Here is a 26,512-nt window from a genome sequence, read left to right as displayed (position 1 = left end):
GTCAGCGTCTCCCCAGCCTGCTCCGCACCTTCTTGGCCACCACCGCGGGTCCGCCGTTCTTCATGTAGTGGAAGAACAGGCCGACGTCGTGGCGGATGCCGTGCTTCTTGCGCCTGGTCGTCGTCTTGCGCGGGGCGCCCCCAGCGCCGACGACGCCCTTCGCGACCAGGTCGGCCGCGTGCCGCGGGTCGGCGACGAAGTCCACCAGCGGGGCGAGCACCACGTTCCAGAAGTAGCGCTTCCGCACCCGCTGGATGTTGCGCTTGGCCGAGGCGATGAACTTCTCGTCGTACAGCACGGTCTCGAGTGCCGCGGCGAGCGCATCCACGTCCCCGGACGGCACGACGACGCCGAGCTTCTCCTCCTCGACCAGCTGCGCGAAGTGGTCGCCCGCCGTGACGACCATCGGCAGTCCAGCCCAGAGGTAGTCCAGGATGCGCGTGCGGAACGAGAACGTCGTCTCGACGTGCGAGAAGTGGGTGCTGACGCCGGCGTCGGCCTCGGTGAGGTAGTTCTGCCTGTCGGCGTAGTCGACCCACGAGCTGTTGAAGAAGACGGACGTGTCGAGCACGCCGAGGTCACGGGCGAGCCCGCGCGACTCCGCCACGATCGCCATCTCCGGCACGCCGGGATGCGGGTGTTTGGTGCCCTGGAAGAACAGGCGGACGTCGTCGTGCGTCTCCGACAGTTTCGCGACGGCGCTGATGAGCGACTTCGGGTCGAACCAGTTGTAGAGGCCGCCGCTCCAGAGCAGGAGCTTGTCGTGTGCGCCGATGCCGGGAAGGACGCCCTTCAGCACATCCCGTTCGTGCGCGGGGGGCGTCTCGGAGAGGCCGAACGGCACCACGTCGATGAGGTGGTCGAGGTCGGGGTCGTCGGCGTAGTTGGCCGGGTTGATGCGGCCGAGCGCGGCGAGCTGGCCGAGGTAGAAATGCCGCTGACGCTCGGAGGCGCAGAGGAAGAAGTCTCCGCGTTCGAGCTGTTCGTTGAGCACGTCTGTCGCGTCGCCGACCTGCTTGTCCCACTGCTCGCGGCCGAGCTCCTTGCCCTGCTCGAGCTGTTCGAGGTGCATCGGGTCGTAGACGTCGGCGACGATGATCTTGTCGGTCTTGCGCAGGCTGTCGAACAGCGCCATCGCGAGCCCCTGGAAGACGATCACGTCGCTCTCGCGTTCGAGCTTGCGCATCGAGCGGTCGTCTCCCGGCCGGATGTGCACGATGTCGAACGGCGCGGACACCGGCTCGACGCCGGACAGCGACACCAGGGTCACCAGGTTGTCCTTCGCGAGCGCTTCCGCCATGCTCCAGGCGCGGATCGCCGGACCGGCCATCTTGACGCCGATGGGGTCGCCCGTGATGATCAGCACGCGGGTCACATCCGGACTCTCGGTGACGGGGAACGCCGTGACGAGCTTGTCGTAGCCCTCCAGGTAGTGCTCCGCGGTGTACGACGGCGCGTCGGTCTCGCCGAACAGCGACCAGATGCGGCTGTCGGAGACGACCCTGGTGCGCTGGATCTGCTCGCGGGACTCGACCAGCGACGGCAGGTGCTCCACGAACTGGTCGATGGCGTAGACGGCGGCGACGGTCTCCTTCGAGATCTCCATCGTCGGGTCGTTGGAGGCGCCCTTGCGCAGGTCGAACGATGTCGAGTCGAGGTCGCCCTTCGCCACGCCACGCCGCACCGTGAGCGCGAGCGTCGCCGGCAGCGCGTTGGCGAGCGCTTCGTCGCCGAGGTTCTTGTACTGCGTGAACAGTGCGTTCCGCTCCAGCAGATACGTCTCCTTGAAGGAGCCGAACGACGACATGGATGCGTGGTGTTTGTGATACGCGAGCGACGCGGGCTCGTAGACGTACCGATGGCCCATCAGGTTGAGCCGCCAGCCCAGGTCCACATCCTCGAAGAACATGAAGTAGCGCTCGTCGAACCCGCCGAGCTGCTCGTACACCGAGCGGCGGACGAACATCGCGGAACCCGTGCCGAACAGCACGTCGTGCGGCACATCCGGGGTGCTCGGCACCGGCTGCGCGGTGAGCGGCTTGTAGCCCTGGCCGAACCAGGTCATGGCCGAACCGATGAAGTCGACGTTCTGGCCCTCCCAGTCGAGCACGCGACTGGCGACGGCGCCGACGGACGGGCTGGACTCGAACCGCTCGACAGCGGCGCGCACCCACGCGGCGTCCGGCTTGGCGTCGTTGTTGAGGAAGGCGACGTACTCGCCGCTCGCCTCCTTGACGCCCAGATTGCATCCCCCGGCGAACCCGAGGTTCGCCTTCGACTCGATCAGCAGCACGTGCGGGGCGGCGGCCCTGATGCGCGCGGCACTGTCGTCGCCTGAGGCGTTCTCGACCACCACGATCTCGAGCCGGTCGGCCGGCCAGTCGAGGCGGCCGAGATGTTCGATGGCGGTGAGCGTGTCGTCGGTTCCCCGGAAATTGACGAGGACGACCGAGACGACCCCTGGTCGCGTTGCAGGCATACGGTCCTTTCGCATGGGCGTGTGCGCCCGCCAGCTTACCAAGGCGGGCTGTGGCGGCCGCGTCGGCCGGGCCTCTCAGCGACGGATTGCTAAGCTGGCGCAGTTCGCCGCCCGGTGAGACCCACCGGCGAGACCCACGAGCGTAAGGCCGCATCATCAGCATCGACATCGAGTCCGAAGCCCCTGCGGGGCGGCGCGGGTTCTTCGCGCGCCTGTTCTCGCGGAGCGCCATCGCGCCGACCGTGCTCATCATCGCCTCGCTGCTCGTCGGCATCGTTCAGGTCCCCGGCCACCGTGGTGTCTCGCCCGTCGACGAGTACGTCTACATCGACTACTTCGCCAAGATGGGGCACGAGTTCACCGTTCACCGCGGCGAGCCGACCGGCACGTACGCCCGCCAGCAGCTCGGCTGCCGCGGACTGCGGCTGCTCGCTCCGTCCCCCGACGCCCGCTGCGACCTCTCGAACGCGAAGAACGCCGAGCTGTTCCCGTTCCACGGGGCGACCTCGGCGTACATCTACACACCGCTCTACTTCGGCATCACCCGCGTGATCGCCGAGCCGCTGGTCTGGCTCGGCGTCGACCTGGTGGATGCGGGGAGGTTCGTCGGCGCGATCTGGCTGGCCGCCGCCGCCCTGTTCCTGTACCTCGCGCTGCGACGGCTGAAGGTGCATCCGGTCGCCGCCACGGGCGTCGGCCTGCTGATGATCGGCTCGCTGCCCGCGTACTGGTCGAACACATACATCAGCACGGATGCGACCGCCCTGTTCGCCGGCGGCCTGATGCTCTACCTCGCCACCGTCGCCGACCGCCGCAGCGGATACGTGTGGTTCGCGGCGGGCGCGGCGTTCGTGACCCTGCTGAAGGTGCAGAACCTCGCGGCCGTCGCCGCCGCCGTGTTCTTCCTGATCATCCGCGCCGCCATCGACGCCTACCGCGACCGCAGTTCGAAGGCGGGCTGGATCGGCCGGACGTTCGCCGACGGGCGGACCATCACCGGTATCGTCTCCGTGGTCGTCTCGATGGTGCTGCAGCTCACCTGGACTGTGTACACCTCGGTCACCGCCGTCGGCCCCGCGCCCGACATGGGCAAGGTCAGGCCGCTCGGGATCACCTCCCTCATCCTGCAGTCCGGCCTCTTCATCGACGGGTCCGCCCGCGGCGTCGGGGACACGACCACGTTCCTCAAAGGCCCGGGGCTCATCTCGAACTACGCGGTCGCGTGGGTCACCATCGCCGGTGTGATCGGCCTGCTCATGGTCGCGCGCTGGGGCGGCCGCCGCGCCGCCGTCGCGTGGGCCACCTTCGCGGCAGCCCTCATCTCCGCACCGCTGCTGTCGATCGTGACGTATGCCGCGCTCGGCACGTATCCTGACCCGCCGCCCGCGCGCTACGGCATCTCGCTCATCCCGTTCTTCCTCGCCTGCGCAGCCCTGCTGCTGGCGAAGCGGCCCGTGCCGCGCTGGATCATGGCGGGGGTCGGCGCGTTCGTGTTCCTCGCATCCCTGTTCATCCCGCAGGGGTGACCGGGATGCGGTTCCCTCTGAGACTGTTCGCTGCCGTCTTCTGCACCCTCTTCGTGCTGCTCACCGCCTGGTCTCTCGCGACGCCGATCTACTCGGTGCCGGACGAGGCGTCGCACACGGTGCGGGCGACCACCGCGGCGCGCGGCGAGATCGTGGGCGACGGCAAGTATTTCGAGGCGCCCGCCTACCTGTACATCCCCGGCGCCGGAAGCTGCTTCGCCGGTCAGCCCGCCGTCACGCCCGCCTGCGTCGGCAGCTCCACCGCCGCTCCCGGCGAGGTGAAGCGCCTGATCACCACGGCGTACACGAACAGCCCGGTCTACTACATGGTGGTCGGCCTCCCGTCGCTGGTGTTCTCCGGCGAGACGGCGATCCACGCCATGCGCATCTTCTCCGGCGCCATCGTCGCCGCGCTCCTCGCCGTGCTCGCAGCGATGGTGCGCTGCTGGCCCGGAGCGCGCTGGTCGCTGCTGCTGCCCGTCGGCGCGCTGACCCCGATGGTGTTCTTCCTCGGCGGAGCGATCAACCCGAACGCCGTCGAGCTGGCCTCCGCGGGCGCGCTGCTGGTGTCGCTGCTCACCATCGCGAAGCATCGCCCGACCGGCTGGCTGCTCTGGCTGTCGTCCGTCACCGCCGTCGTCTCAGCCGCGCTCGTCACCGGGGGCCGCAGCCTCGGGATGCTGTGGCTCCTCCTCGTCGCCGTCTCCGTCGTGCTCGCCATGCGCGGGGCGGACTGGCGGTATCTGGTGCGACGCGCATCCACCTGGGTCGTGCTCGCGCTGCTCGCGGTCGTCGGAGCAGGGCAGTTGTTCTGGTTCACCCGCCCGGAGAACCAGGTGAAGGCGCAGCTCGAGCCGACGCCCGGCAGCCTGTTCACCGTGGCGCAGACAGTGCTGGAGAACACCTTCTCCTACTGGAAGGAGATGATCGGACTGTTCGGCACGGTCGACGTGCCTGCGCCGGACGGGGTCATCGCGATCTGGTTCTGCACGCTCGGCCTGCTGGTGCTGCTGCCGATCGTGCTCGGGCGCGGCAGAGAGCGCTGGATCGCGCTCGGCTTCGCCGTGGCCCTGGTGGTCATCCCCGTCATCGTGCAGGTGGCGCTGTGGCGCCAGGTGGGCGACGTCTGGCAGGGACGCTACATGCTGGCGATCGTGCTCGTGCTGTCGGTGTGGGGCGGCATGGCCCTCGACAACGCGGAGGTCGGTGTCGGCTCGCGCAACACGGTCGCGTCGCTGCGCGCCGGGGCGATCGTGCTCGCGATCGGCCAGCTCGCCGCGTTCGCGTTCACGCTCCGCCGCTACGCCGCCGGCTCGACCTCCTGGACCGCCGCTTTGTTCACGCCCACCTGGCAGCCGCCAGGCGGCGTCATCCCGCTGACCATCGCCGTCGTCCTCGCGCTCGCCTTCTTCGCCGTCGCCACCTACCGCGCCCTCCCCCGCCTCCTGGCAATCGAGCCGGGAGTTATGCACGCGACACGCCGCTGACGCCGTGCACAAGTCCCGGCTCGATGGCGTGGGGCGCGAGTCAGGGGCAAAGGCCGGGGGCGCGAGTCAGGGGGCGACGGTGCGCGGGGCCGAGGAGGGGATGGCGGTGGCCTCCGGGTCGCAGAGGTAGTCGTAGAGGTGGTCGAGCGCCGCATCCCAGTCGGAGTGGGCGGCGTCGATGGTCTGGATGCCAGCGGCCTGGATGGCGCGACGCTTCTGCGCATCCTGCACCAGCTCGTCGATCCCGGCCACGACGTCGTCGTAGGTCATCATCGTCGTGCGCGCGTTCTCGTCCGGGTGGAACAGCCAGCGGAACCAGTCGGAGTCCGGAGCGACCATCGCCACACCGCTCGCCATCAGCTCCAGCGGCAGATAGGACGGGTGCCGGGAGATCTGCATCGTGACGCCGATATCGGTCTCGCGGTAGAGACGGCCCGTCGCGCGGTAGTCGAGCAGGCCGAGGTCGATGAAGTCGGCGCTCGGCGGCAGGTATTTGGCGCCGGCCGCGATGATCCGCACCCGGTCTCCGTGCATGCGCTTGATCTCGCTGAGCGCGGCGAACACCAGCTCCCAGCAGTTGCGGAAGTGGTCGCGGGCGTACGCGAAGATCGTCACAGGCTCGTCGTCGCCGCGCTCGCGGCGGCCGACCGGGTGGTAGATGCCTCTGTCCACCGCCGGCGTGAAGTACGTGGCCGTGCCGCCGTACCCTCCCGCGTAGATGTCGTGCATGCTCGCCGTGTTGCAGATGCCGTACAGGCCGAGCTTGTATGTCTGCTCTGTCATCGCGAACAGCGTGCTCGCCGGGTAGAACGACGGCTCGTAATCCTGGATGAGGTAGAACTTGCGCGGTGTGCCCGGCGTCTTGGCCACATCCACCGCCGTCAGCCAGAACGTCGCGATGGCGACGTCGGCGGGAGGGACACCCGCGATGCCCTCGTCGTCCCCGTAGTAGTTGCCCACTTCGGAGCCGGCGAGGCCGGGGAAGGCGGCGACGATCGCCGACTCGTAGAACTCGTTGTTCGGGTGTCCGTTGACCAGGAAGCGATTGACGACGCCGTGCTCGCGGGCGAGTTTGTCCGCGATGCGCAGCGTGGTGTTGACGCCGCCGAAGAACGGCATGTCGAAGCCGGGCAGCAGCCAGTTGATCGTGCGCACTTCGCGGCGTCCCGTGGTGGATGCGTGCGACGAGACGACGGCGGCGACCTCCTCGGCGGAGATGGTCGCGAGAGACATCAGCGCGGTCGCGTCTTCCGAGATGGTCGACTTCTGCGCGTCCGAGGCGAACTCGCGGCCGAGACCGGCCATCGCGAGCTGCAGAGGAGACGGGTCGTCCGCCGCGGCGAAGCGCGGCACCTCGGTGAGCCTGCACAGGTTGGGCGACGAGTACGGGTCGCCGGCGGCGAGCCACGGGTGGTAGCGCCAGTAGCTCGCGAACGAGTCGGCGCGCGGGGCGTGGCCGCCGCGGGTCAGCGACTCGAAGTGGCGGACGGCGTCGAACGGGATGACGACGTTGCGCCTGCCCCGGATGATCTGGTCGAGGCCGAGCACCACGTCGCTGCCGGTGAGCTGGAACCGCTCGTCGAACCCGCCGACCTCGTCGAACAGCTCGCGGCGGATCGCGACGCAGGCGGCGGTGACGGCGAGCGTGTTGCGGTACCAGCGGACAGGGCCGAGCAGGCTGTCGTCGTCCGGGCGCATCCCGGCGAACAGGTTGGCTGCGAACCCGCCTGGGCCGAGCATCACACCGCCGTGCTGCACCAGGCCGTCGTCTGTCCTGTGCTGGTAGCCGACCGTTCCGACGCCCTCGCGGTGCAGCATCCCGACCAGCTCGCGCAGCCAGTCGGGGTCCACGATCTCCGTGTCGTCGTTGAGGAACACCAGCACCTCGCCGGAGGTGGATGCGGCGGTCACGGTGTTCACGCGGGAGTAGTTGAAGGGCTCCTCGTGCCACCAGACGTGGCGCACCGGCACTCCGACGTCGAGCGCCGAGTACCAGGACTCGTTCTCCTCCGTCTCTCCCCCGTTGTCCACGACGGTGACGTCGAAGGAGGGGTAGTCGGTGCTCGCCAGGCTGGGCAGCAGGCGCTCCAGGTTGGCGGTGGAGTGCTTGGTGGGAATGACGATGGACACGCTCGGCCAGGATTCCAGCTCGAACGCGACGCGGACGATCCCGTTGCTCACCTGAGCGGTCGCAGCCTCTCCCCGCTCGCGCAGGGAACGCTGCACCATCGCCGCGTCCGCCTCCGTCGCACTGCGGATCGGCCCGGCGGGCGTCGACAGCAGGATGTGCGGGATGAGGCCGACCACCGCATCCGATAGCTCGGTGCCGAGCAGCAGCTTCCAGATGCCGTGCGAGTCGAGGGTCGCCGCCTGGTCGGCGAGCGCCGCGGACGTGCGGATGGCGAAGGCGCGCCCGAGGTAGTTGACGCCGAGCATGATCTCCGGCGACCAGGAGGGACGGAACCGCGGCGAGACGCGCTCGCCCGTGCTCGTGACCTGGTCGGTGTCGAACGCGATGACGCGGCGCACCGGGTCGACCCTGTGCTCCTTCGCGACCTGTTCGAGAGCGGCAGGGTCCAGAACGGAGCCGGAGGTGAGGAAGAGGGCGAAGTGCTCCTCCGCACCGTCGAGCAGTTCGGCGAGCGGTGTGCCGGACACGGCGACCACGGTGCGGGCCCGGACGGTGCGCTGGGCGGCGACGCTCTCGACCGTCGCGTCGACAGCGCGGGTCTCCCGCTCATCCGGATGCGCGGTCGTCTCGACCACGACGACGAAGGTCGTCTCCTGCTGGTCGCTCGGCAGCGGTTCGAGGGCCGGCTGCTCGGCGCGCCACTGCGCGTAGTCGGTGAGCCCCGGCCCCTCGTGGCCGACCTCCGCCTGCGGCGCGCTGAGCGTGTCGCGGAAACTGCGGGCTGCGCCACGGGTTGCGCGGAGAACACGACGAGGTGCGGATTCGGGCGGAAGCATCGATCGGAACGCGCGTCCGGCACTGTCCTTCCAGGTGTTCATCCGGGCAAGTCTAGCGGCGGAGCCGCGGCGGCCGGTCATCTAGACTGTGCGGCGAGGAGGCAGCGAGTGAAGTTGGCGATGACCCTGATGGTGCGCGACGAAGTCGACATCGTCGGTGCGATGCTCGATCACCACCTCCGACAGGGCGTCGACGTGATCATCGTGACCGACAACGGCTCCGTCGACGGCACGTACGAGCTGTTGCAGGGGTATGCGGAGCGCGGCGTCGTCGACCTGCGCAGCGATCCTGTGCACCAGAAGCAGCAGGGTGTCACCGTCACCCGCATGGCCAGGGAGGCCAAGACCGTGCACGGCGCCGACTGGGTGATCAACGCCGACGCCGACGAGTTCTGGCTGCCCGTCCGGGGCGGCATCACGCTCAAGGAGGCGTTCGAGAACATCCCGGTGAGCATCCAGGCGTTCGACGTCCCCGTGCACGACATGATCGGCCCTGCCGCCATCGCGGGGTCCGGCCTCCAGCGTCTCGCGTACCGCGACCTCCGGACCGTGGATGCGCTGCAGCGCGTCGGCCTCAAGGCCCACGCCACCCACGACGCTGCGCACATCGGCGACGCAGAGGTCGAGGTCGTGCAGGGCAACCACTTCGTCAGCCTGGAGAGCCGCGGACAGGTGCCGGAGGGCTCCGAGGTCGAGGTGCTCCACTTCCCCTGGCGCTCCTGGGAGCAGTACAGCCGCAAGGTGCGGAACGCCGGCAGCGCATACGAGAACTCGCCCGACCTCACCCCCAGCCCCAATCACCACGGGATGCGCGACTACCGCCGCCTGCTCGACGGCGTGCTGTTCCCCCTCTATCTCTGCCGCCACCCGGACGACGCCGAGCTCACGGCCGGGATCGCCTCCGGCGCGTACGTGCTGGACACGCGCATCGCCGACACGGTCGGCTCCCCGGTGGCCGACGTGCCGGTCGACGACGCGGCCGTCGCAGAAGCCCGCGCCATCGGCCTCGCCATCGCCGACCTCGACAGGCGGGTCTCCGCCGCCGACGCGCAGGCGGCAGGGCTGGAGCGCGAGGTGGACACGTTGCGCGAGGAGAACCGCGCCCTGCGAGAGTTCATAGACCGCCTCACCTCCCGCCGCATCGTGCGGATGGCGGACGGCGCCGCCCGGATGCTCGGCCGCGGACGCCGCTGAGCGCTCTGCCGGGCGACCGGGGTCACATCGACTTCCCCGATTGCAGTGGTAGCCTGCCGACGGCTTTTCGTGCTGGGCGTGCCCGACGCGGGCGAGAAGCACGTCATCCGACGCCAGAATGCCCTGGCGCACCATCACGTGCAAGCAGGAGACTCTTATTCCATGACGTCCACACCGTCGCAACCGTCGCAGACCGGAACCGCACCAGGGAAAGCCGCCAGCAGGCGCCGCATCCTGGTCGTCACCCCTGACACCCTCGGCGAGCTGATGGCGGGCCCCGCGATCCGCGCGTGGGAGATCGCGAAGGCGCTCTCCGCGTTCGCCGACGTGCGCCTCGTCTCCACGAACAAGGCCGAGATCAGCTCCGACGCCTTCCCCGTGCACTTCGCCGACGACACCAGCCTGCACTCGCACGTCGAGTGGGCCGACGTGCTCGTCTTCCAGGGGCACATCCTGCGCACCCACCAGTGGATCAAAGACACCGACACGATCATCGTGGCCGACATCTACGACCCGATGCACCTGGAGCAGTTGGAGCAGGGCAAAGACCTGGGCGCCGCCGACCGTCTCGCCGTCGCCATCGACACCGTCGAGGTGCTCAACGACCAGCTCGAACGCGCAGACTTCATGGTCTGCGCATCGGAGAAGCAGCGCGACTTCTGGCTCGGCCAGCTCGCCGGGCTCGCCAGGATCAACCCGGCGACGTACGACAGGGACCCGAGCCTGCGCTCCCTCCTGGACGTCGCCCCGTTCGGCGTCGAGAACGACGCGCCCGTCCAGCGCTCCCACGGCATCAAGGGAACCGTCCCCGGCATCGCCGCAGACGACAAGGTGATCATCTGGGGCGGCGGCATCTACAACTGGTTCGACCCGCTGACCCTCATCGAGGCCGTCGCCATCGCGGCGAAGGCCCACCCCGACCTGCGCCTCTACTTCCTCGGCGCGAGCCACCCGAACCCGAACATCCCGACCATGCGGATGGCCGTCGAGGCCCGCAAGCGCGCGGAAGAGCTCGGCCTCACCGGCAGCGTCGTGTTCTTCAACGACGCCTGGGTGCCGTACACCGAGCGCGCCGACTTCCTGCTCGACGCCGACCTCGGCGTGAGCACCCACTACGACCACCTGGAGACCGCGTTCAGCTTCCGCACGCGCATCCTGGACTACCTGTGGGCGTCGCTGCCGATCATCAGCACGGACGGCGACACGTTCGCCGAACTGATCCGCGACAACGAGCTCGGCCGCGTCGTCCCCCCGGAGGACGTGGATGCGCTGGCCGCCGCCATCGAGGAGCTCCTCTTCGACACCGACGAGCGCGCCCGCATCTCCGGCAACGTCGAGCGCTTCGCCGCCGGGATGACCTGGGCGACCTCGCTCACGCCGCTGATCGAGTTCTGCAAGAACCCGACCCCTGCACCCGACCGCATCCAGGGCATCGTCTCGGAGCGCACCCGGATCAACAACGACCTGCACAAGCGCATCGCCGGACTCGAGAACAGCTCGTCGTGGCGGCTCACCAAGCCGCTGCGCGCGGTGGCGGAACGCCTGACCGGGCGACGCCCCGAGCTATAATCCATCGAGCGCTCGCCGACAACACCCCGACACAGATTGACGACTGAATGACTGCACAGGATCGATACCTTGCGCTCTCCCAAGAGCGGATGGTGACGGTCGGAGGCGATAGCAAATCCGGATCGTGGCACTCGCTGCGCGAGATCTTCCGTCACCGCGAGCTCCTCTCCCTCCTCGTCCGCCGCGACCTCAAGTCGCGCTACAAAGACAGCGTGCTCGGCTTCGTCTGGACGCTGGTGCGCCCGCTGACGCAGCTCCTGATCTACGCGATCGTGATCGGCCAGGTGCTCGGCGCCGCGAGGAACATCCCGGACTTCGCGATCTACGTCTTCACTGGCCTGACGGTCTACTCGCTGTTCTCCGAGATCATCAGCGGGACCACCGCATCCATCGTCGGCAACTCCGGGCTGATCAAGAAGATCTACCTGCCGCGCGAGATCTTCCCGCTGGCGAGCGTCGGCTCCGCGATCTTCAACTTCCTGATCCAGTTCGTGATCCTGCTGGTCGCGACCCTGGTGATCGGCAAGCCGCCGCTGCACGCGGAGACGTGGTACCTCATCCCGTCTGTGCTGCTGCTGCTGGTGTTCGGCACGGCGTTCGGCCTGCTGCTGTCCGCGGTCAACGTGTATCTGCGCGACGTGCAGTACCTCGTGGAGGTCGTGCTGCTGCTCCTGCTCTGGGCATCGCCGATCGTCTACTCCTGGACCATGGTCCGGGATGCGCTCGGACACTCGCTCGCGCTCGACATCTACACGGACAACCCGATCACTCTCGCGGTGCTCGGGTTCCAGAAGGCGATGTGGGTCGGCGGACAGGGCGTCGCCGAGTACCCGGACCTGCTGCTGATGCGCATGGGCATCGCGTTCGTGATCGGCGTCGTCCTCCTCTTCGTTTTCCAGCGGGTGTTCTCCCGTCTGCAGGGCAACTTCGCGCAGGTGGTGTGACGATGACGACCAATCTCACCGAGAACGGGACCGCGACGGGCGCAGGGGGCGAGGCCCCGGAGGTCGTGCGCGTCACGGACGTCTCCAAGCGCTTCGTCATCCGCAAGGACAACTCGCTGAAGGAGCGCCTGGTGGCCTTCGGCCGCGGTCGCGAGCACCGCGAGGAGTTCTGGGCGCTCAAAGACGTCAGCATCACGATGCGCGCCGGCACGACCGTCGCCCTCATCGGCCACAACGGCTCCGGCAAGTCCACCCTGCTCAAGGTCATCGGCGGCATCATCGACCCGACCTCCGGCAGCGTCTCCCGCCGCGGCCGCATCGCCGCGCTGCTGGAGCTGGGCGCCGGGTTCCACCCCGACCTCACCGGCAGGGAGAACGTCTACCTCAACGCCTCCATCCTCGGTCTCAGCCGGGAGCAGACGGAGGAGAGGTTCGACGAGATCCTGAGCTTCTCCGGCATCGGCGACTTCATCGACACGCAGGTCAAGTTCTACTCGTCCGGCATGTACGTGCGTCTGGCGTTCGCCGTCGCCGTGCACACCGACCCCGATCTGCTCCTGGTCGACGAGGTGCTGGCGGTCGGCGACGAGGCGTTCCAGCGCAAGTGCCTCGACAAGATCCGCTCGTTCCAGGAGGAGGGGCGCACGATCATCCTCGTGACGCACAACCTCAACCAGGTCACCGAGCTCGCCGACCGCGCGGTGCTCCTCAACCGCGGCGCCGTCGTCTTCGACGGCGACCCAGGAGAGGCGGTCACCGAGTTCCGCAACATCCTCGAAGACCGCCGCGTGGTCGAGGCAGAGGCCGAGGCCGCCGTGCAGGCGAACAAGCACCCCGGCTCCGTCGCCGAGCACGGCAGGGTGGTCGACGCCCGCGTGTTCGCGGTCGGCCGCGAGCCGGGCGAGCCCGTGCAGCCTGGCGACGACGTGCGCATCGAGGTCACTCTGGAGCACGACACCGGCATCGACGACTGGATGTGCGCCATCCAGATCGACAACACGATGGGCCTGCCTGTCTACGGCACCACCACCGCCCGCATCGGCGCCGACCTGTCGAGACTCAGGGCGCGTCGCACGGTCGCCATCGTGCTGAAGGATGCGCAGTTCGGCGCAGGCAAGTACTTCGTGAACGCGTCGCTGATGGACAGCGCCGGCCGTCACCTCTCCGACATGCCGCAGGCGTGCTCGTTCGACGTGCCGTACTACCCGCTCGCGGTGGGTGTCATCCACGCGGTCCCGGAGGTCCTCGACCTCTCCTCCTGACCATCCCGCCAGCAGGCCGCACAAGAAAGCACGCATGACTCCTTCCGTTCTCGTCGTCACGGTGACGTACAACTCGACAGAGGCCATGCGCCCGTTCCTGTCGTCGCTGCCGTCGGCAGGGTCGAGCGTCGCAGAGGTCATCGTGGTCGACAACGCGTCGGACGGCGCTGCGGAGACCGGCGAGCTGGTGCGCGCTGCCGGGTACACCTTCCTGGAGCTGCCGGAGAACGAGGGCTACGGCGGCGGCGTGCGGGCCGGCGTCGACGCCGCGACGTCGAACCCCGACCTCATCCTGGTCGCCAACCCGGACGTGATCTTCCAGCCGGGTGCCATCGACGTGCTCGCTGCCGCGGCCGCCGAGCTTCCGGGTGCAGGCTCCCTCGGTCCCAAGATCCTGGATGCGGACGGCACCGTCTACCCCTCCGCCCGCCGCCTCCCCTCGCTGCGCACCGGCGTCGCCCACGCGCTCTTCGGCCGCATCTGGCCCGCCAACCCGTGGACGGTGCGCTACCGCGCCGAGCGGGAGACGGAGAGCCGCCGCGCCGCCGGCTGGCTGTCCGGCGCGTGCGTGCTGGTGCGCGCGGAGGCGTACCGCGAGCTCGGCGGCTTCGACCCCGGATACTTCATGTACTTCGAGGACGTCGACCTCGGCGCCCGTCTCGGCAGGGCCGGCTGGCGCAACATGTACATCCCGGAGGCCGTGGTCACCCACACCGGGGCCCACTCCACCTCGCGCGACGCGCACACGATGGAGAAGGCGCACCACGACAGCGCGTACCGCTACCTGTCGCGCAAGTACGCCGGATGGTACTTCGCTCCGCTGCGCCTGGCCGTCCGCTTCGGCCTCTGGGGCAGACTCTGGTGGGTCTCGCGGTGAGTGCGTCGTCGTTCGCGCGCCGGGCCGTGTCCGCCGCGCGCTGGCGCTGGGCGATGGCTTGCTACCGCGCCGGGCGATTCCAGCCGAAGCGTCTCGTCGGCGCCGCCACGGGCGGCGAGGTCGCGATCATCGTCTGCCTCTGGAACCGCAGAGAGCGCATCGACGCGATCCTCACCCAACTGGATGCGCAGCAGAACACCCGCATCCGCCTCCTGTTCTGGAACAACCGCCCGGCCGACGCCGCGTACTACCGCGAGCACATCGCCGCGTACCGTCCGCACGGCGCCCTGGCCGAGGTGAGCCTGTTCACGAGCCGCGTGAACGTCGGCGGTCTCGGCCGCTTCTTCGTCGCCCGCGCGCTGCACCAGGAGGGCTACCGCGGCGCCTTCCTGATGCTCGACGACGACCAGGACGTCAGCGACCACCTCGTCACCGACCTCCTCGCCGCCTCCGGTCCGCACACCATCGCCGGCTTCTGGGCGTGGACCATGGACGGCGACTACTGGGCACGCCGCCCCGCCGAGCCGGGCGACAGGGTCAGCTATGTCGGAACGGGCGGCTGCGCCTGCGACATCGACATCGTCGCAGACCCGTCGTTCTTCACCGACCTTCCCCGCTACTTCGCGTTCCTCGAGGACGTGTGGATGTGCGGCTACGCCCGCAAGCGCGGCTGGCGTCTCCGCAAGGTCGACACCCCGATCGAGTTCGTCCTCGACGAGACCAACCAGCACCATTCGCTAGCCGAGCTCAAAGCCGAGTTCTACCGCTACCTCAACCTCGACGACGCCGCCTAGCCCACGCAACGAGTGGTCCCGAATTGCCGTGGGCACACGTGTGCGGACGGCAAGTCGGGACCACTCATCAGCACGGCCTGAACGCCGTCGCATCCCCGGACAGCACGGACGGGCCGCCGATGAACACGACCTTGGTCGCCTTCATCGTGGCGATGTCGTTGCCGATCGAGCGGGGCACGCACCAGCCGGGCGTCACGAACAGCGGGCCGCGGGTCGCGCCTGCCAGGGTCGAGCCGGAGAGCGCGTCGGGGAAGGTCGTTCCCGCCGCGATGTAGACCGTGGATGCGGTGGGGAACTTCGCCGCGTTGATCAGGTGGCTCGTGTCGAACCTGTCGCTTCCGCCGATTCTCGTCGCCGTGACTCCCCTGCTCTGGAGGGAGGTCTCGAAGCCTGTGCCCACGGCGCTCGGGCCGCCGATGATGGTGGCCGTCTTCACCTTCGACCCTGCGAGATAGGCCGCCGTCGGCGCATCCACCGTCGCGGAGCCTGTGACGAGCAGCATGGGCTGGGCGGCGACACCGGCGGCCGCGGCCGCCGAGAGCGCATCCGGGAAGTTCACGCCGGACGCGAAGTACGCGCCCGTCGCGGCGGGGAAGGCGTACGCGGCGAGCTGCCTGGAGGTCTCGAAGCGGTCGTAGCCCGCGATCCTGACGGTGTTCTGCTGCACGGTCTTCAGCGTCGCGACGACAGAGTCGCCGATCGCCGCGGCCCCTCCGACCACCACGATCTTCGCGGGAGACAGTCGCTTGAGCTCGGCCAGCACGGACGCGGGGACGAAGCCGACGTTCGCGAGCAGCAGCGGGCCCTTCTGGGCTGCAGCGGCCGGTCCTGCGCTGATGGCGTCGGCGAAGTTCGCGCCAGAGGCGATGTAGACCACCGGCACGCCCGCTGTCGGGTATGCCGCCTTGGAGACGGCGACCGAGGTGTCGAAGCGGTCGGCGCCCTGCACCCTGCTCGACGACGGGCTGCCGTTGATGCCGGAGGAGAACAGCACCGTGCGGCAGCCGAAGGCCGAGTTGCCCGCGCTGTTGCCCGCTGTGGCGATGGCCGTCACGCAGGCGGAGTACTGTCCGTCGCCCGAGCGCGGGATGCTCGCGGTGAAGCCGTGCTTTGCACCGGCGAACGGATAGGCGTTCCCGACGTCGGGCCGGTTGCCGTTGGCGGCGACCGTCTGCGTCGTGACGCCGGAAGGGGTGTTCCAGGTGATCTGCACGTTCACGACCGCCTGCATCAGCGTCTGGTCGATCGCCCAGCCGGCGATGGCGAACGTCGATCCGCCGACCGTCGCCGATTCGTAATTGCCGATCGGAGCGGCGCCCGCCGTGGTCGGGCCGAACCAGTCTGTGTACAGCCGCCAGAAGTTGCGGTTGCCGTAGGCCGAGCAGCCGTCTCCCGTGCCGTACATGTTGGCGAGCGCTGCGGCGTTCGGCTGGTACGGCGTGTAGTAGTAGAGCGCAGCGGTCGCCGCGTTCTGGATGAACACGTTGCCTGCACCGCACGAGGCGATGGGGCTCCAGCGGATGGCACTGACCTGGCCGACAGGGAACCATGTGAACGAGTTGCTCGTGCCCGGCGGGTTGCCGTAGCGCTTGAACTGCCACGCCGCCATGTAGACCTGGTTGTAGAAGCCGTAGTACTGGGTGTCGCACGCGGAGGTGTCCGGGCAGGCGTAGCCGGTGGCCTTGTTGTACTGGCCTGTTGTCGGCCAGTCGTCGGTGACGAGGCTCTGCTCCTTCTGCAGGAGCACGAGGATCACCTTCTGGCTGATGCCGCAGGCCGCCCCGACCTTGGCGATGATCGTCGCCGCCGTCTCGTTGGCGCCGCCCGTGTACGCCGCGCAGAGCGCATCCCCCGCCCTGCTGTATGTGTTCTGGCGATAGTCCTTCAGGCAGGTGTATCCGGCGCGGCAGGAGGTGACCTGGGAGTTGAGGAAGCTCTGGATGGTGCCGGCGTCGAGCGCAGAGCCGTTGTAGAAGTTGTAGTCGCTGATGATGTAGCCGGGCTGGAAGTCTGAGCCGACGGCGGTCTTCACCGGACCGAGGACGCTCTCGACGGCGGCGCGGGACGCGGGAGGGAACGCGGCAGTGGATGCGGACGCCGCCTCCTGGGCCTGTGCCGGCGCGCCGAGAATGGCGCCTCCGAGCGTCACGGCGATGGTCGTCATGAGCGCTGCGAGAAGGCGTGCGCGAGTCTGGCGGGTCAACACATCGTCGAGCCTAGCCAGGATACGCAGCGTTCGTGCCCTCCGACGCAAAAGAATTGCACGTATTGTGCGTGTAACGCTCGTTTATTGAATTTGCCTCAGTTTTGACGAACCCTGTTCGGGGGTGATCGGACACGCCGAACGCCGCCACTACCGCGTCGGTCTCAGGGGCACACGCTCAGCGACGAGATGCCCGCCGAGAGCGCCGAGGTCCCACCGAGCACGGTCAAGGCCGTCGCGCCGAGGCGACCGACCTCCGCGACCGTGCTCTGGGCGACGCACCCATTGGGCACGACGTAGAGCGGCGCGCCCTTCGCCCCGGCGAGCGCCGAGCCGGCAAGGGCATCGGGGAAGGTGACGCCGGAGGCGACGAACAGCGCTGGATCGCTGGCGAACGCGTTCGTGTTGACCACCTGGGCCGTCTCGAAGCGGTCGCTGCCGCCCAGTCGCGTGACAGGGGCGAGGCGGCCGAGGGAGGCGGCGAGTGCGTTGGAGACGCTGACCGGGCCGCCGACCACGGCGATCGAGGTGGCGCCGAGCGTGGTGATGAGCGCCGAGGTCGCCGCATCCACGCCGGTCGCGTATCCGGGCATCAGGACCACCGGGTTGGCGAACGAACCGGCCGCGGCACCGGCGGAGAGCGCGTCGGGGAACGAGGTGCCCGTGGCGATGTAGACGCGCTTCGCGGACCCGAACGCGTACGACGTGACCAGCCTGGACGTCTCGTAGCGGTCGCCTCCCGCCAGACGCGTCACCTTCCCATACCGGCCGAGAGCGGTGGCCACGGCGGGAGAAACGGCGTTGACGCCGCCGACCACGATGATGTCCTTCGGCTTGAGCCTGGCGATCTCCGCGGCGATGGATGCGGGAAGACCGCCGGGCATCGTGAGCAGCAGCGGGCCGCCGAGCTTGACGGCGGCGGGGGCGGCGGACAGCGCGTCAGGGAAGTCGACCCCGGAGGCGACGACGACGGTCGCCGCCGTGCCGGGGAACGCGGCCCTCGAGATCTGCACGGCCGTGTCGAACCGGTCGCTGCCGGAGAGCCGGGCGACCGCGGGCTTCGCGACGGTCGTGATCGAACCCGTGGTCGTCGCGGCGGAGCTGGTTCCCCAGCGGGAGACGAGGCGGTACGTGTGCTTCCCCGGCGTCGTCGGCAGCGGGACGCTCCACGCTCCGGCCGAGGACACCGTCGCCGTGGCGTTCGCGCCGGAGGCGTCCGTGCGCCCGTCGTAGTAGACGGACACGGTCGTCTGTGCGTTGCCGCCGGCGACGGTCCCGGTGAAGGAGCCGGGCGCGAAGACGGTCGACCCGTTGTGCACCGTGGGGACGGGCGCGGCGACGGTCACCGAGAGCTTCCAGCCAGGCTGCTGCGCCGCGACACTGTTGGGCGTGGCCGAGCGCAGCGGGAAGAACGCGCCGAGCTGGCCGGAGCCGCAGGTGGTCGACTGCGAGCTGGCGCTCGTGACGCCGAGGGCGTATGCGCCGACGACCGCGGAACCACCGCTGTCGCCCTTCAGCACGCACGCGTCGCTGATGATCTCGTTGACCTGCTGGTCGTCGACGTTGACGAGGTCGTCGACGTAGAGGATCTTGCCGCAGGTCCAGCCGCTGCTCGACCCGGACTTGCACATCGCTGCGCCGACGACGGCCGTTGTGTCGCCCTTGATAGCGAGCGAGCTGGCCGTCGGCGCTCCCTGCGCTCCGCCCCAGGTGGAGATGGCCGGCTGCGGCGCGAATCCCGTGCTGGTCACCGAGACGATCCCCGAGTCGAACCCGCCGCCGAAGCGGAAGCTTCCCGCCAGCGGTGCGCCGATCGACGCTCCGAACTGGGCCGCGGGGTCGCTCGGCCTGCTCTGCACGATCTGCATGATCGACGACTGCGGAGTGCTCTGGATGCAGTGACCGGCGGTCACGAACTGCGGCTGATTGGCGGCGTTCGTGCCGTTGAAGCCGATCGAGCAGCGCTCCCCTTCGCCCGTATTGGCGTTGGTGAGGTATCCCCAGGCCGTCCCGCCGAGCAGCGGAGAGGCTGCGGCGTTCAGGGTCAGGCCGCTCGGAGCGGGCGCCGCCGTGCCGACCGTCACCGTCGCCCCTGTCGCTTCCGCCGGCGCGACGTCCGCCTGGGACGCGACGGTGACGTGCAGCTCCGTGCCGTCGATACGTGAGGCGACGACGTCGACGCCGTCCTTTTTGAGCGACGTGACGACGCCGGCTGCGTCCGTGGCGGCCGCTGCGTCGCTCAGATACTGCTCGGGCGTCAGCCCGAGGTCGCGTGCGACGGCGTCGGTCAGGTCGGCGGGAAGCTGCTGCGCGGCGGCGGTGAACTGTTCGGGGGCGTAGTCGCCCATCCTCTTCGGCGTCGCGGCTGGCGGCGTCGCGGCCGGCGGGGTTGATGGCGCAGGATCGGCAGCCCGCCTGACGCTGTTCGCGGCCGCTCCGGGAGCGGGAGCGGCGATGGCGGGACCCGCGATCCCCAGGGCGACGATCGCACTGACGGCGGCGACGATCGCCGTACCCATACGGAGGTTGGACATTGCTGCTCCTCGTAGCCGGTGTGCCGGGCGAGCCGGTAGACAGCGCGGTCGGGCGCCACAGCCACCCTATTCGACGCGGAACTGTTCAGCGCCTGCTCGCCACGCCGACGAAACGACGAAGCTCCCGCCGTCGCACGGCGGGAGCTTCGTCAGCAGTGGATGCGCGGGGCGCTCAGGCCTCGACGGCCAGCAGCCCGTTGAGGTAGCGCCCGTACCCGCTCTTCACCAGCGGGGCGGCGAGCGTTGCGAGCTGGTCGTCGTCGATCCACCCGGCGCGCCAGGCGATCTCCTCGATGCAGCCCACTTTGAAGCCCTGCCGGTCCTCGATGACGCGCACGTACTCCGACGCCTGCATCATCGACTCGAATGTCCCGGTGTCGAGCCACGCCGTTCCGCGGTCGAGCACCTGCACCTGCAGGGTTCCCGCATCCAGGTAGCGCTCGTTGACCGTCGAGATCTCGAGCTCGCCTCGCGCGCTCGGCTCGATCGTCTTGGCGATCTCCACGACGGAGTTGTCGTAGAAGTAGAGGCCGGGAACGGCGTAGTTGCTCTTCGGCTTGACCGGCTTCTCCTCGATGGAGACGGCGGTGAACGTCTCGTCGAACTCGACGACGCCGTACGCGGTCGGGTTGCTCACGTGGTACGCGAAGATCAGCGCGCCGTCGATCTCGCTGTGGTTGCGCAGCGAGGAACCGAGGCCGGCGCCGTGGAAGATGTTGTCGCCGAGCACCAGCGCGACCGACTGATCGCCGATGAACTCCTCGCCGATGATGAACGCCTGAGCGAGGCCGTCCGGGGACGGCTGCACCGCGTACTCGAGGCGGATGCCGAGCTCGGAGCCGTCGCCGAGCAGCGCCTTGAACTGCTGGTTGTACTCCGGCGTCGTGATGATCAGGATCTCGTTGATCCCCGCCATCATCAGCGTGGACAGCGGGTAGTAGATCATCGGCTTGTCGTAGATCGGCATCAACTGCTTCGAGATGCCCTTGGTGATCGGCCACAGGCGCGTGCCGGAGCCGCCGGCCAGGATGATTCCGCGCATCGGTCAGTTACCTCCGTTGTCGAGCGAGGCGTAGAACGCGCGGGCGGCCTCCCAGGTGGGGAGCAGCCCGGCCGCTGCGGCCTCGGCGAGGCCGGGGGCCTCGGTGTCTTTCGGGGAGAGCAGCAGCTCGCCGGCCTCCTCGGGGAAGCGGAGCCCGATCTCGGCGTCGAGCGGGTTGATCCCGTGCTCCCTGGTGGGGTTGTAGACGTCCGTCACCAGGTAGCTGACGGTCGCGTCGTCGGTCAGGGCGACGAAGCAGTGCCCGAGGGCCTCGGAGACGTAGATCGCCTTGCGGTCCTTGTCGTCGAGCAGCACCGTGTCCCACTGACCGTATGTCGGGGAGCCCACCCGGATGTCGATGGCGAAGTCGAGCACGGCGCCGTGGGTGGCCGTGACGTACTTGGCCTGCCCGACCGGGATGTCGGCGAAGTGGATGCCACGCACCGAACCGCGCTTCGAGACAGAGGTGTTGCCCTGGCGGAGGTTCAGCGAGTGGCCGACGGCCTCCTCCAGACGGTCGAACCGGTACCACTCGAGGAACAGTCCGCGGTCGTCCGCGTGCTGCTTCGGAGTGATCTCGTAAGCGTCAGGAATACTCAATTCGCGAATCTGCACCCGAGGAGTCTACTGGCAGACGCTGAGCTTCCCCACGAGATCGCTGAGCGCCGTCGTGCCGCCGAGGAGCTTGTACGTCGGGGCTCTGAGGGTCTGCTCCGCCGCCTGCGGGTACACACACCCCTGCGGGGTGACCTGGAGCGGGCTCTTCGCCGTCGCGGCGTACGCCGCGCCGGAGAGCGCGTCGGGGAACGCGGCTCCCGAGGCGAGCAGGGCCGTCGACGTCGCACCGGGGAACGCAGCGGCATTGACGGCGACGCTCGTCGCGAACCGGTCGCTTCCCGCGAGCCTGGTCACCGTGAAGCCCGCCTGTTGCAGCCCGTTGGCGAAGCCGACCGAGACGCTGGCGGGGCCGCCGACCACGTTGACCTTCGTGACCTTGAGCGAGCGCAGCTCCGCGACCGTCAGGCTGTCGGGGGCGCCGAGCGCACCGTTCACCAGCAGCACCGGCTTGCCCTGCGCACCGGCCGCACCGCCAGCGGAGAGCGCATCGGGGAAGTTCATGCCGGAGGTGACGTATGCGGTGTCGACGCCTGACCCGAACGCCTGGTTCGCGATGGCTCTCGCGGTGGCGAAGCGGTCGTAGTCCGCGACGCGCTTGACCGCCGGCGTGACGGTCCTGAGCTGCGCGAGCACACCGTCGGCCACCGAGGCGACGCCGCCTGCAACGTAGATCGTCGCGGGCTTGAGCCTGCGCAGCTCCGTCATGATCGGGGCGGGAACGGCCGTGGTCTGCACGAGCAGCAGCGGGCCGCCGAGCTTCGCCGCGGCCGGGGCGGCGGCGAGCGCGTCGGGGAAGTTCATGCCGCTGGCGATGTACGCCGACGCCACGCCCGTGCCCGGCGCCGGATACGCAGCGCGCGAGATCGCCGCGGACGTCTCGAACCTGTCGCCACCGGAGAGCCGTGCCATTGCGGGGACGGAGCCGGCCGTGGACGATCCGTACCAGGCGTTGAACAGCATCCAGAAGTTGCGGATGCCGTAGGCGGAGCAGGCGTCGCCCTCACCCGGGTAGCTGGCGAGCGATGCGTCGTTCGGCGTGTACGGCGTGTAGTAATACAGAGCGGCGGTCGCCTTGTTGAAGATCGCGACCTGCTTGGTGCCGCAGGACGCATCGAGGTTGTACTGGACGGCCTTGACCTTGCCGACCGGGATCCAGGTGAAGTAGTTGCTCGTGCCGGCCGGGTTGGCGTAGCGCTTGAACTGCCAGGCCGCGCCGTAGACCTGGTTGAAGAAGCCGGTCGAGGTTGCGCTGGTGCTGCAGCCGATGGCGGTGTCCGGACAGTTCCACCCCGTCGCGTGGTCGTACATCCACTGGGTCGGGGCGCTCGTGGAGACGAGACCCTGCTCCTTCTGGATCATGGTGAGGAGCACGACCGGGTTGATGCCGCACGCGACGCCGACCTTCGCGATGATGGCTGCCGCCGTCTCCCCCGCAGCGCCGGTGTATGCCGCGCACATGGGGTCGGCCGCCTTGGTGGGGGTGGTCTGCTTGTAGTTCTTGAGGCACCCCGGAGCCGCCGTGGTGGTGCAGCCGGAGCCCTTGGTGTTCAGGAACGACTGGATGGTCGGAGCGCTCCACGCGTTGCCTTGGTAGAACACCGCGTCGCTGGCCAGGTTGCCCGCGACGAACTTCGACGGCACAGCGTCGGCGGTGCCCGCCGTCTGGAATTCGCCGATCCCGTCGACGATGTTCTGCTGCTCGGCCTCCTGCGACGTCTCCGTCCCCGCCGCAGCCGCCTGGACCTGTGCGTAGTACTGCGCGGCCTTCTGGTCGTCGGCCGTGTCGGCGTTCGCTGCCAGCGGCGCCGACAGCAGTGCGATCGCCGTTGCCCCCGCCGCGATCATCCCGAATAACTTCATTCGCGCACCAGCGCGCTCCCCCGAGTAAGTCACGAGCGCGAGCCTAAGCGGAACCGTGCAGTCGTGCAATATCCGCAATACCTATCGATGAAGGCTCTCAGGAAGCGAGCAGGTAGAATCTCTGCGGCAGTCCAGAATCCGTGAGGCAGGTCGTAACTTCCATGAAAATTCTCGTCACCGGCGGCGCCGGTTTCATCGGCTCCAACTTCGTCCGGCGCACGCTGCAGGATGCGTACCCCGGCCTCGAAGGCGCTGAGGTCGTGGTGCTCGACGCACTGACGTACTCCGGCAACCTCGAGAACCTCGCGCCCGTCGCCGACTCTCCGCGCTACACCTTCATCAAGGGCGACATCCGCAACGGCGGCCTGCTCGACGAGCTGTTCCCCGACATCGACGCCGTGGTGCACTTCGCGGCGGAGTCGCACGTCGACCGCTCGGTGCGCGACGCATCCATCTTCGTCGAGACCAACGTGCTCGGCACGCAGCAGCTCCTCGACGCTGCGCTCCGCAATGACGTCAAGCGCTTCGTCCACGTCTCCACCGACGAGGTCTACGGCTCCATCGCCGAAGGCTCGTGGGACGAGGAGCGCCCGCTCGAGCCGAACTCGCCGTACTCCGCGTCCAAGGCGGGCAGCGATCTGCTCGCCCGCAGCTACTACCGCACGCACGGACTCAACGTGTCGATCACGCGCTGCTCGAACAACTACGGGCCGTACCACTTCCCCGAGAAGGTCATCCCGCTGTTCGTCACCAACCTGATCGACGACAAGCACGTCCCGCTGTACGGCGAGGGCAACAACATCCGCGACTGGCTGCACGTGGACGACCACACGCGCGGCATCGCGATGGTGCTCGTGAACGGCCGCGCCGGCGAGATCTACAACATCGGCGGCGGCACAGAGCTCACCAACAAGGAGCTCACCCAGTTGCTGCTCGACGCGACGGGCAAAGACTGGTCGTACGTCGACCGCGTGGCCGACCGTCTCGGCCACGACCTGCGGTACTCGGTCGACATCTCCAAGATCCGCGCCGAGCTCGGCTACGAGCCGCAGGTGCCGTTCCAGCAGGGTCTCGCCGACGTGGTGCAGTGGTACCGCGACAACCGCAGTTGGTGGGAGCCCCTCAAGGCCCGCGCCGCGCTGGACAACTGATGACGCGCTACCTCATCACGGGAGCGGCCGGCCAGCTCGGCCTCGACCTGCAGGCCGCCCTCGCCGGGCGCGAGGTCACCGCGCTGCGTCGCGCCGACCTCGACGTCGCCGACCGGGATGCGGTGCTCGCCGCTGTCGCGGGACACGACGTGGTCATCAACGCGGCCGCGTACACCAACGTCGACAACGCGGAGACGCACGAGGACGAGGCGTACGCGATCAACGCGACGGGCCCGGAGAACCTCGCCATCGCGGCGAAGCAGCACGGCGCCACGCTCGTCACCGTCTCGACCGACTACGTGTTCGACGGCAACGGCACCGCGCCGTACGCCGAGGACGCCCCGCGCGACCCGATCAACGCGTACGGCCGCACGAAGGCCGCCGGCGAGGAGCTGGCACTGGCCGCGCATCCTGATGGGACGTACGTCGTGCGCACCGCGTGGCTTTACGGGGCCGGTGGTGCGAACTTCGCCAAGACCATGGTGAAGCTGGCCGGCAGCCACGAGACCGTGAGCGTCGTGGAGGACCAGCTCGGCCAGCCGACCTGGACCGTCGACCTCGCAGCGCAGATCGTCGCACTGCTCGACGCCGACGCCCCGGCTGGCGTCTACCACGGCACGAACGCGGGCGAGACGAGCTGGTTCGGCTTCGCGAAGGCGGTGTTCAGCGAGGCCGGTTTGAACCCTGATAGGGTCACACCGACCGACAGCTCCGCGTTCGTCCGCCCCGCACCTCGGCCCTCGTACTCGGTGCTCGGTCACGAGGCATGGCGCGCTGCCGGCCTCGAACCTATGCGTGCATGGGATGAAGCACTGGCGGACGCAGCGCGACACGGAGTTCTGGAGCAGCATGACAACCCTGAGAGTGGTCGTTGATGAGCTCATCGGCGACGCTCCGGGAGGCGCGCGCAGATACACGGAGGAGCTGACCAGGCAGCTCATCGCCACGGCGCCGGCCGGCTGCCAGGTGGAGGGCATCGTCCCGAACGTCCCCGACGAGGTCCTCGACGACCTCCGGATGCGCCTGCCAGGCATCGCCGCGATCACCAAGCTGCCGATGGGCAGGCGTGAGCTCGTCATGGCGTGGCAGTCCGGCCTCAAGCTCGGCGGGGTGTCCGGAATGGTGCACGCACCCAGCCTTCTGGCACCGCTGCGGAAGCACGACAGGGTGAACGACGGCGACCAGATCGCCGTGACCATCCACGATGTGCTGCCGTGGCTGCATCCGGAGTCGCTCGGCTCCGCGAACGCCCTCTGGCACAAAGCGATGGCCAAGCGCGCGCGGAAGCACGCGGACGCCATCGTCGTTCCGACGCACGCGATCGCCGATCAGCTCGGCGAGTTCATCGACTTCGGCGACCGGGTGCGCGTGATCGGCGGCGCGCCGGCCACCACGCTCCGGCTACCGGCGGATGCGGACGCCCGCGCAGAGCGGCTCGGCCTCCCGGAGCGGTATGCGCTCACCCTCGGCTCGATCATGCCGCGCAAGGGCATCGCGCCGCTCATCCGGGCGGTCGCCCTGCCGGACGCCCAGGACATCCCGCTCATCATCGCCGGGCCGGACAGGTTCGGCGACGGCTCGGCGACGGGTGTGGCTGCCGCCGCCGGGCTCCCGGAGGATCGGGTGCGCGCGCTCGGCCACCTCGACGACGCCGACCTCGCCGTCGCCCTCGACCGCGCGACGGTCTTCGTCTTCCCGAGCCTCGCGGAGGGCTTCGGCCTGCCGATCGTCGAGGCGTTCAAGTTCGGCCTGCCGGTCATCCACTCCGACGACCCAGCCCTCGTGGAGGTCGCCGCCGGAGCCGGCCTCGTGGTCGAGCGGCCGGAGACCCCGCACGACCCCGCGTACTCCGAGCGGCTCGCCGCCGCCATCGGCCGGGTGCTCGACGACGCCGAACTGCGCACGAGACTCGGCATCCTGGCCGCCGACCGCGCCCGCGCGTTCAGTTGGCGCGACTCCGCCGAGCGGGTCTGGCAGCTCCACGCCGACCTGTAGGCGCAGCGGC

Annotated in this window: 18 protein-coding genes; 11 read left to right on the top strand and 7 right to left on the bottom strand. The window is 69.0% G+C overall.

Annotated features, from left to right (window positions below):
- Position 1: 1 nt before the first annotated feature.
- Positions 2-2,479 carry a glycosyltransferase gene (locus ACYVGI_RS16670; RefSeq protein WP_460633706.1) on the bottom strand — a complete coding sequence of 826 codons (2,478 nt, stop codon included), beginning with the start codon at positions 2,477-2,479 and terminating at the stop codon, positions 2-4.
- A 242-nt stretch (positions 2,480-2,721) separates the two neighbouring features.
- Between ACYVGI_RS16670 and ACYVGI_RS16665 the strand changes: the two genes are divergently transcribed.
- Complete coding sequence (locus tag ACYVGI_RS16665) at positions 2,722-4,005, top strand: hypothetical protein (RefSeq protein WP_460633705.1); 1,284 nt, start codon at positions 2,722-2,724, stop codon at positions 4,003-4,005.
- 5 nt (positions 4,006-4,010) lie between these two features.
- Complete coding sequence (locus ACYVGI_RS16660) at positions 4,011-5,492, top strand: DUF2142 domain-containing protein (RefSeq protein WP_460633704.1); 1,482 nt, start codon at positions 4,011-4,013, stop codon at positions 5,490-5,492.
- A 66-nt stretch (positions 5,493-5,558) separates the two neighbouring features.
- On the opposite strand, the gene ACYVGI_RS16655 is transcribed toward ACYVGI_RS16660, so the two are convergent.
- Entirely contained in the window at positions 5,559-8,501 is a 2,943-nt protein-coding gene (locus ACYVGI_RS16655) for a rhamnosyltransferase WsaF family glycosyltransferase (RefSeq protein ID WP_460633703.1), read from the bottom strand.
- 66 nt (positions 8,502-8,567) lie between these two features.
- Between ACYVGI_RS16655 and ACYVGI_RS16650 the strand changes: the two genes are divergently transcribed.
- The 6 genes from ACYVGI_RS16650 (at position 8,568) to ACYVGI_RS16625 (ending at position 15,099) form a co-directional block, all read left to right on the top strand.
- Positions 8,568-9,653, top strand: a complete 1,086-nt coding sequence (locus ACYVGI_RS16650; RefSeq protein ID WP_460633702.1) for a glycosyltransferase family 2 protein — start codon at positions 8,568-8,570, stop codon at positions 9,651-9,653.
- A gap of 162 nt (positions 9,654-9,815) precedes the next feature.
- The gene (locus ACYVGI_RS16645; RefSeq protein ID WP_460633701.1) at positions 9,816-11,222 is read left to right on the top strand and encodes a glycosyltransferase; all 1,407 of its coding nucleotides are present in this window, start codon (positions 9,816-9,818) and stop codon (positions 11,220-11,222) included.
- Positions 11,223-11,269: 47 nt separating this feature from the next.
- Positions 11,270-12,166, top strand: a complete 897-nt coding sequence (locus ACYVGI_RS16640; RefSeq protein ID WP_460633700.1) for an ABC transporter permease — start codon at positions 11,270-11,272, stop codon at positions 12,164-12,166.
- Positions 12,167-12,168: 2 nt separating this feature from the next.
- The gene (locus ACYVGI_RS16635; RefSeq protein ID WP_460633699.1) at positions 12,169-13,428 is read left to right on the top strand and encodes an ABC transporter ATP-binding protein; all 1,260 of its coding nucleotides are present in this window, start codon (positions 12,169-12,171) and stop codon (positions 13,426-13,428) included.
- A gap of 34 nt (positions 13,429-13,462) precedes the next feature.
- Positions 13,463-14,305, top strand: a complete 843-nt coding sequence (locus tag ACYVGI_RS16630; protein ID WP_460633698.1) for a glycosyltransferase family 2 protein — start codon at positions 13,463-13,465, stop codon at positions 14,303-14,305.
- Positions 14,290-15,099 (top strand): hypothetical protein, encoded by an 810-nt coding sequence (locus ACYVGI_RS16625; protein WP_460633697.1) that lies wholly within the window; start codon positions 14,290-14,292, stop codon positions 15,097-15,099. The genes ACYVGI_RS16630 and ACYVGI_RS16625 overlap by 16 nt, the downstream gene beginning before the upstream one ends.
- 67 nt (positions 15,100-15,166) lie before the next feature.
- On the opposite strand, the gene ACYVGI_RS16620 is transcribed toward ACYVGI_RS16625, so the two are convergent.
- The 5 genes from ACYVGI_RS16620 to ACYVGI_RS16600 all read right to left on the bottom strand — a co-directional run bounded on the left by ACYVGI_RS16620 (position 15,167) and on the right by ACYVGI_RS16600 (position 23,356).
- The gene (locus tag ACYVGI_RS16620; protein ID WP_460633696.1) at positions 15,167-17,302 is read right to left on the bottom strand and encodes a cell wall-binding repeat-containing protein; all 2,136 of its coding nucleotides are present in this window, start codon (positions 17,300-17,302) and stop codon (positions 15,167-15,169) included.
- A gap of 164 nt (positions 17,303-17,466) precedes the next feature.
- On the bottom strand, positions 17,467-19,836 hold the full coding sequence (locus tag ACYVGI_RS16615) for a cell wall-binding repeat-containing protein (protein WP_460633695.1): 2,370 nt from the start codon (positions 19,834-19,836) through the stop codon (positions 17,467-17,469).
- A gap of 172 nt (positions 19,837-20,008) precedes the next feature.
- A complete protein-coding gene (gene rfbA, locus ACYVGI_RS16610; RefSeq protein WP_460633694.1) occupies positions 20,009-20,878 on the bottom strand; it encodes a glucose-1-phosphate thymidylyltransferase RfbA in 870 nt (289 codons plus the stop codon).
- A gap of 3 nt (positions 20,879-20,881) precedes the next feature.
- Positions 20,882-21,493 (bottom strand): dTDP-4-dehydrorhamnose 3,5-epimerase family protein, encoded by a 612-nt coding sequence (locus ACYVGI_RS16605; protein WP_460633693.1) that lies wholly within the window; start codon positions 21,491-21,493, stop codon positions 20,882-20,884.
- Between the two features lie 9 nt (positions 21,494-21,502).
- Positions 21,503-23,356: a cell wall-binding repeat-containing protein gene (locus ACYVGI_RS16600; RefSeq protein ID WP_460633692.1), complete on the bottom strand. Its 1,854-nt coding sequence runs from the start codon at positions 23,354-23,356 to the stop codon at positions 21,503-21,505.
- A 161-nt stretch (positions 23,357-23,517) separates the two neighbouring features.
- Between ACYVGI_RS16600 and rfbB the strand changes: the two genes are divergently transcribed.
- From rfbB to ACYVGI_RS16585, 3 genes are read left to right on the top strand one after another with little or no spacing between them, the layout of a single operon-like run.
- A complete protein-coding gene (gene rfbB, locus ACYVGI_RS16595) occupies positions 23,518-24,507 on the top strand; it encodes a dTDP-glucose 4,6-dehydratase (RefSeq protein WP_460633691.1) in 990 nt (329 codons plus the stop codon).
- Positions 24,507-25,382, top strand: a complete 876-nt coding sequence (gene rfbD, locus ACYVGI_RS16590) for a dTDP-4-dehydrorhamnose reductase (protein ID WP_460633690.1) — start codon at positions 24,507-24,509, stop codon at positions 25,380-25,382. The genes rfbB and rfbD overlap by 1 nt, the downstream gene beginning before the upstream one ends.
- Complete coding sequence (locus tag ACYVGI_RS16585; RefSeq protein ID WP_460633689.1) at positions 25,357-26,502, top strand: glycosyltransferase family 4 protein; 1,146 nt, start codon at positions 25,357-25,359, stop codon at positions 26,500-26,502. The genes rfbD and ACYVGI_RS16585 overlap by 26 nt, the downstream gene beginning before the upstream one ends.
- The last annotated feature ends 10 nt before the right edge of the window (positions 26,503-26,512 follow it).

Source organism: Leifsonia lichenia, from assembly GCF_054780215.1.
The sequence above is the reverse complement of the archived record's forward strand: the minus strand, read 5'-3'. Positions and strand labels throughout refer to the sequence as shown.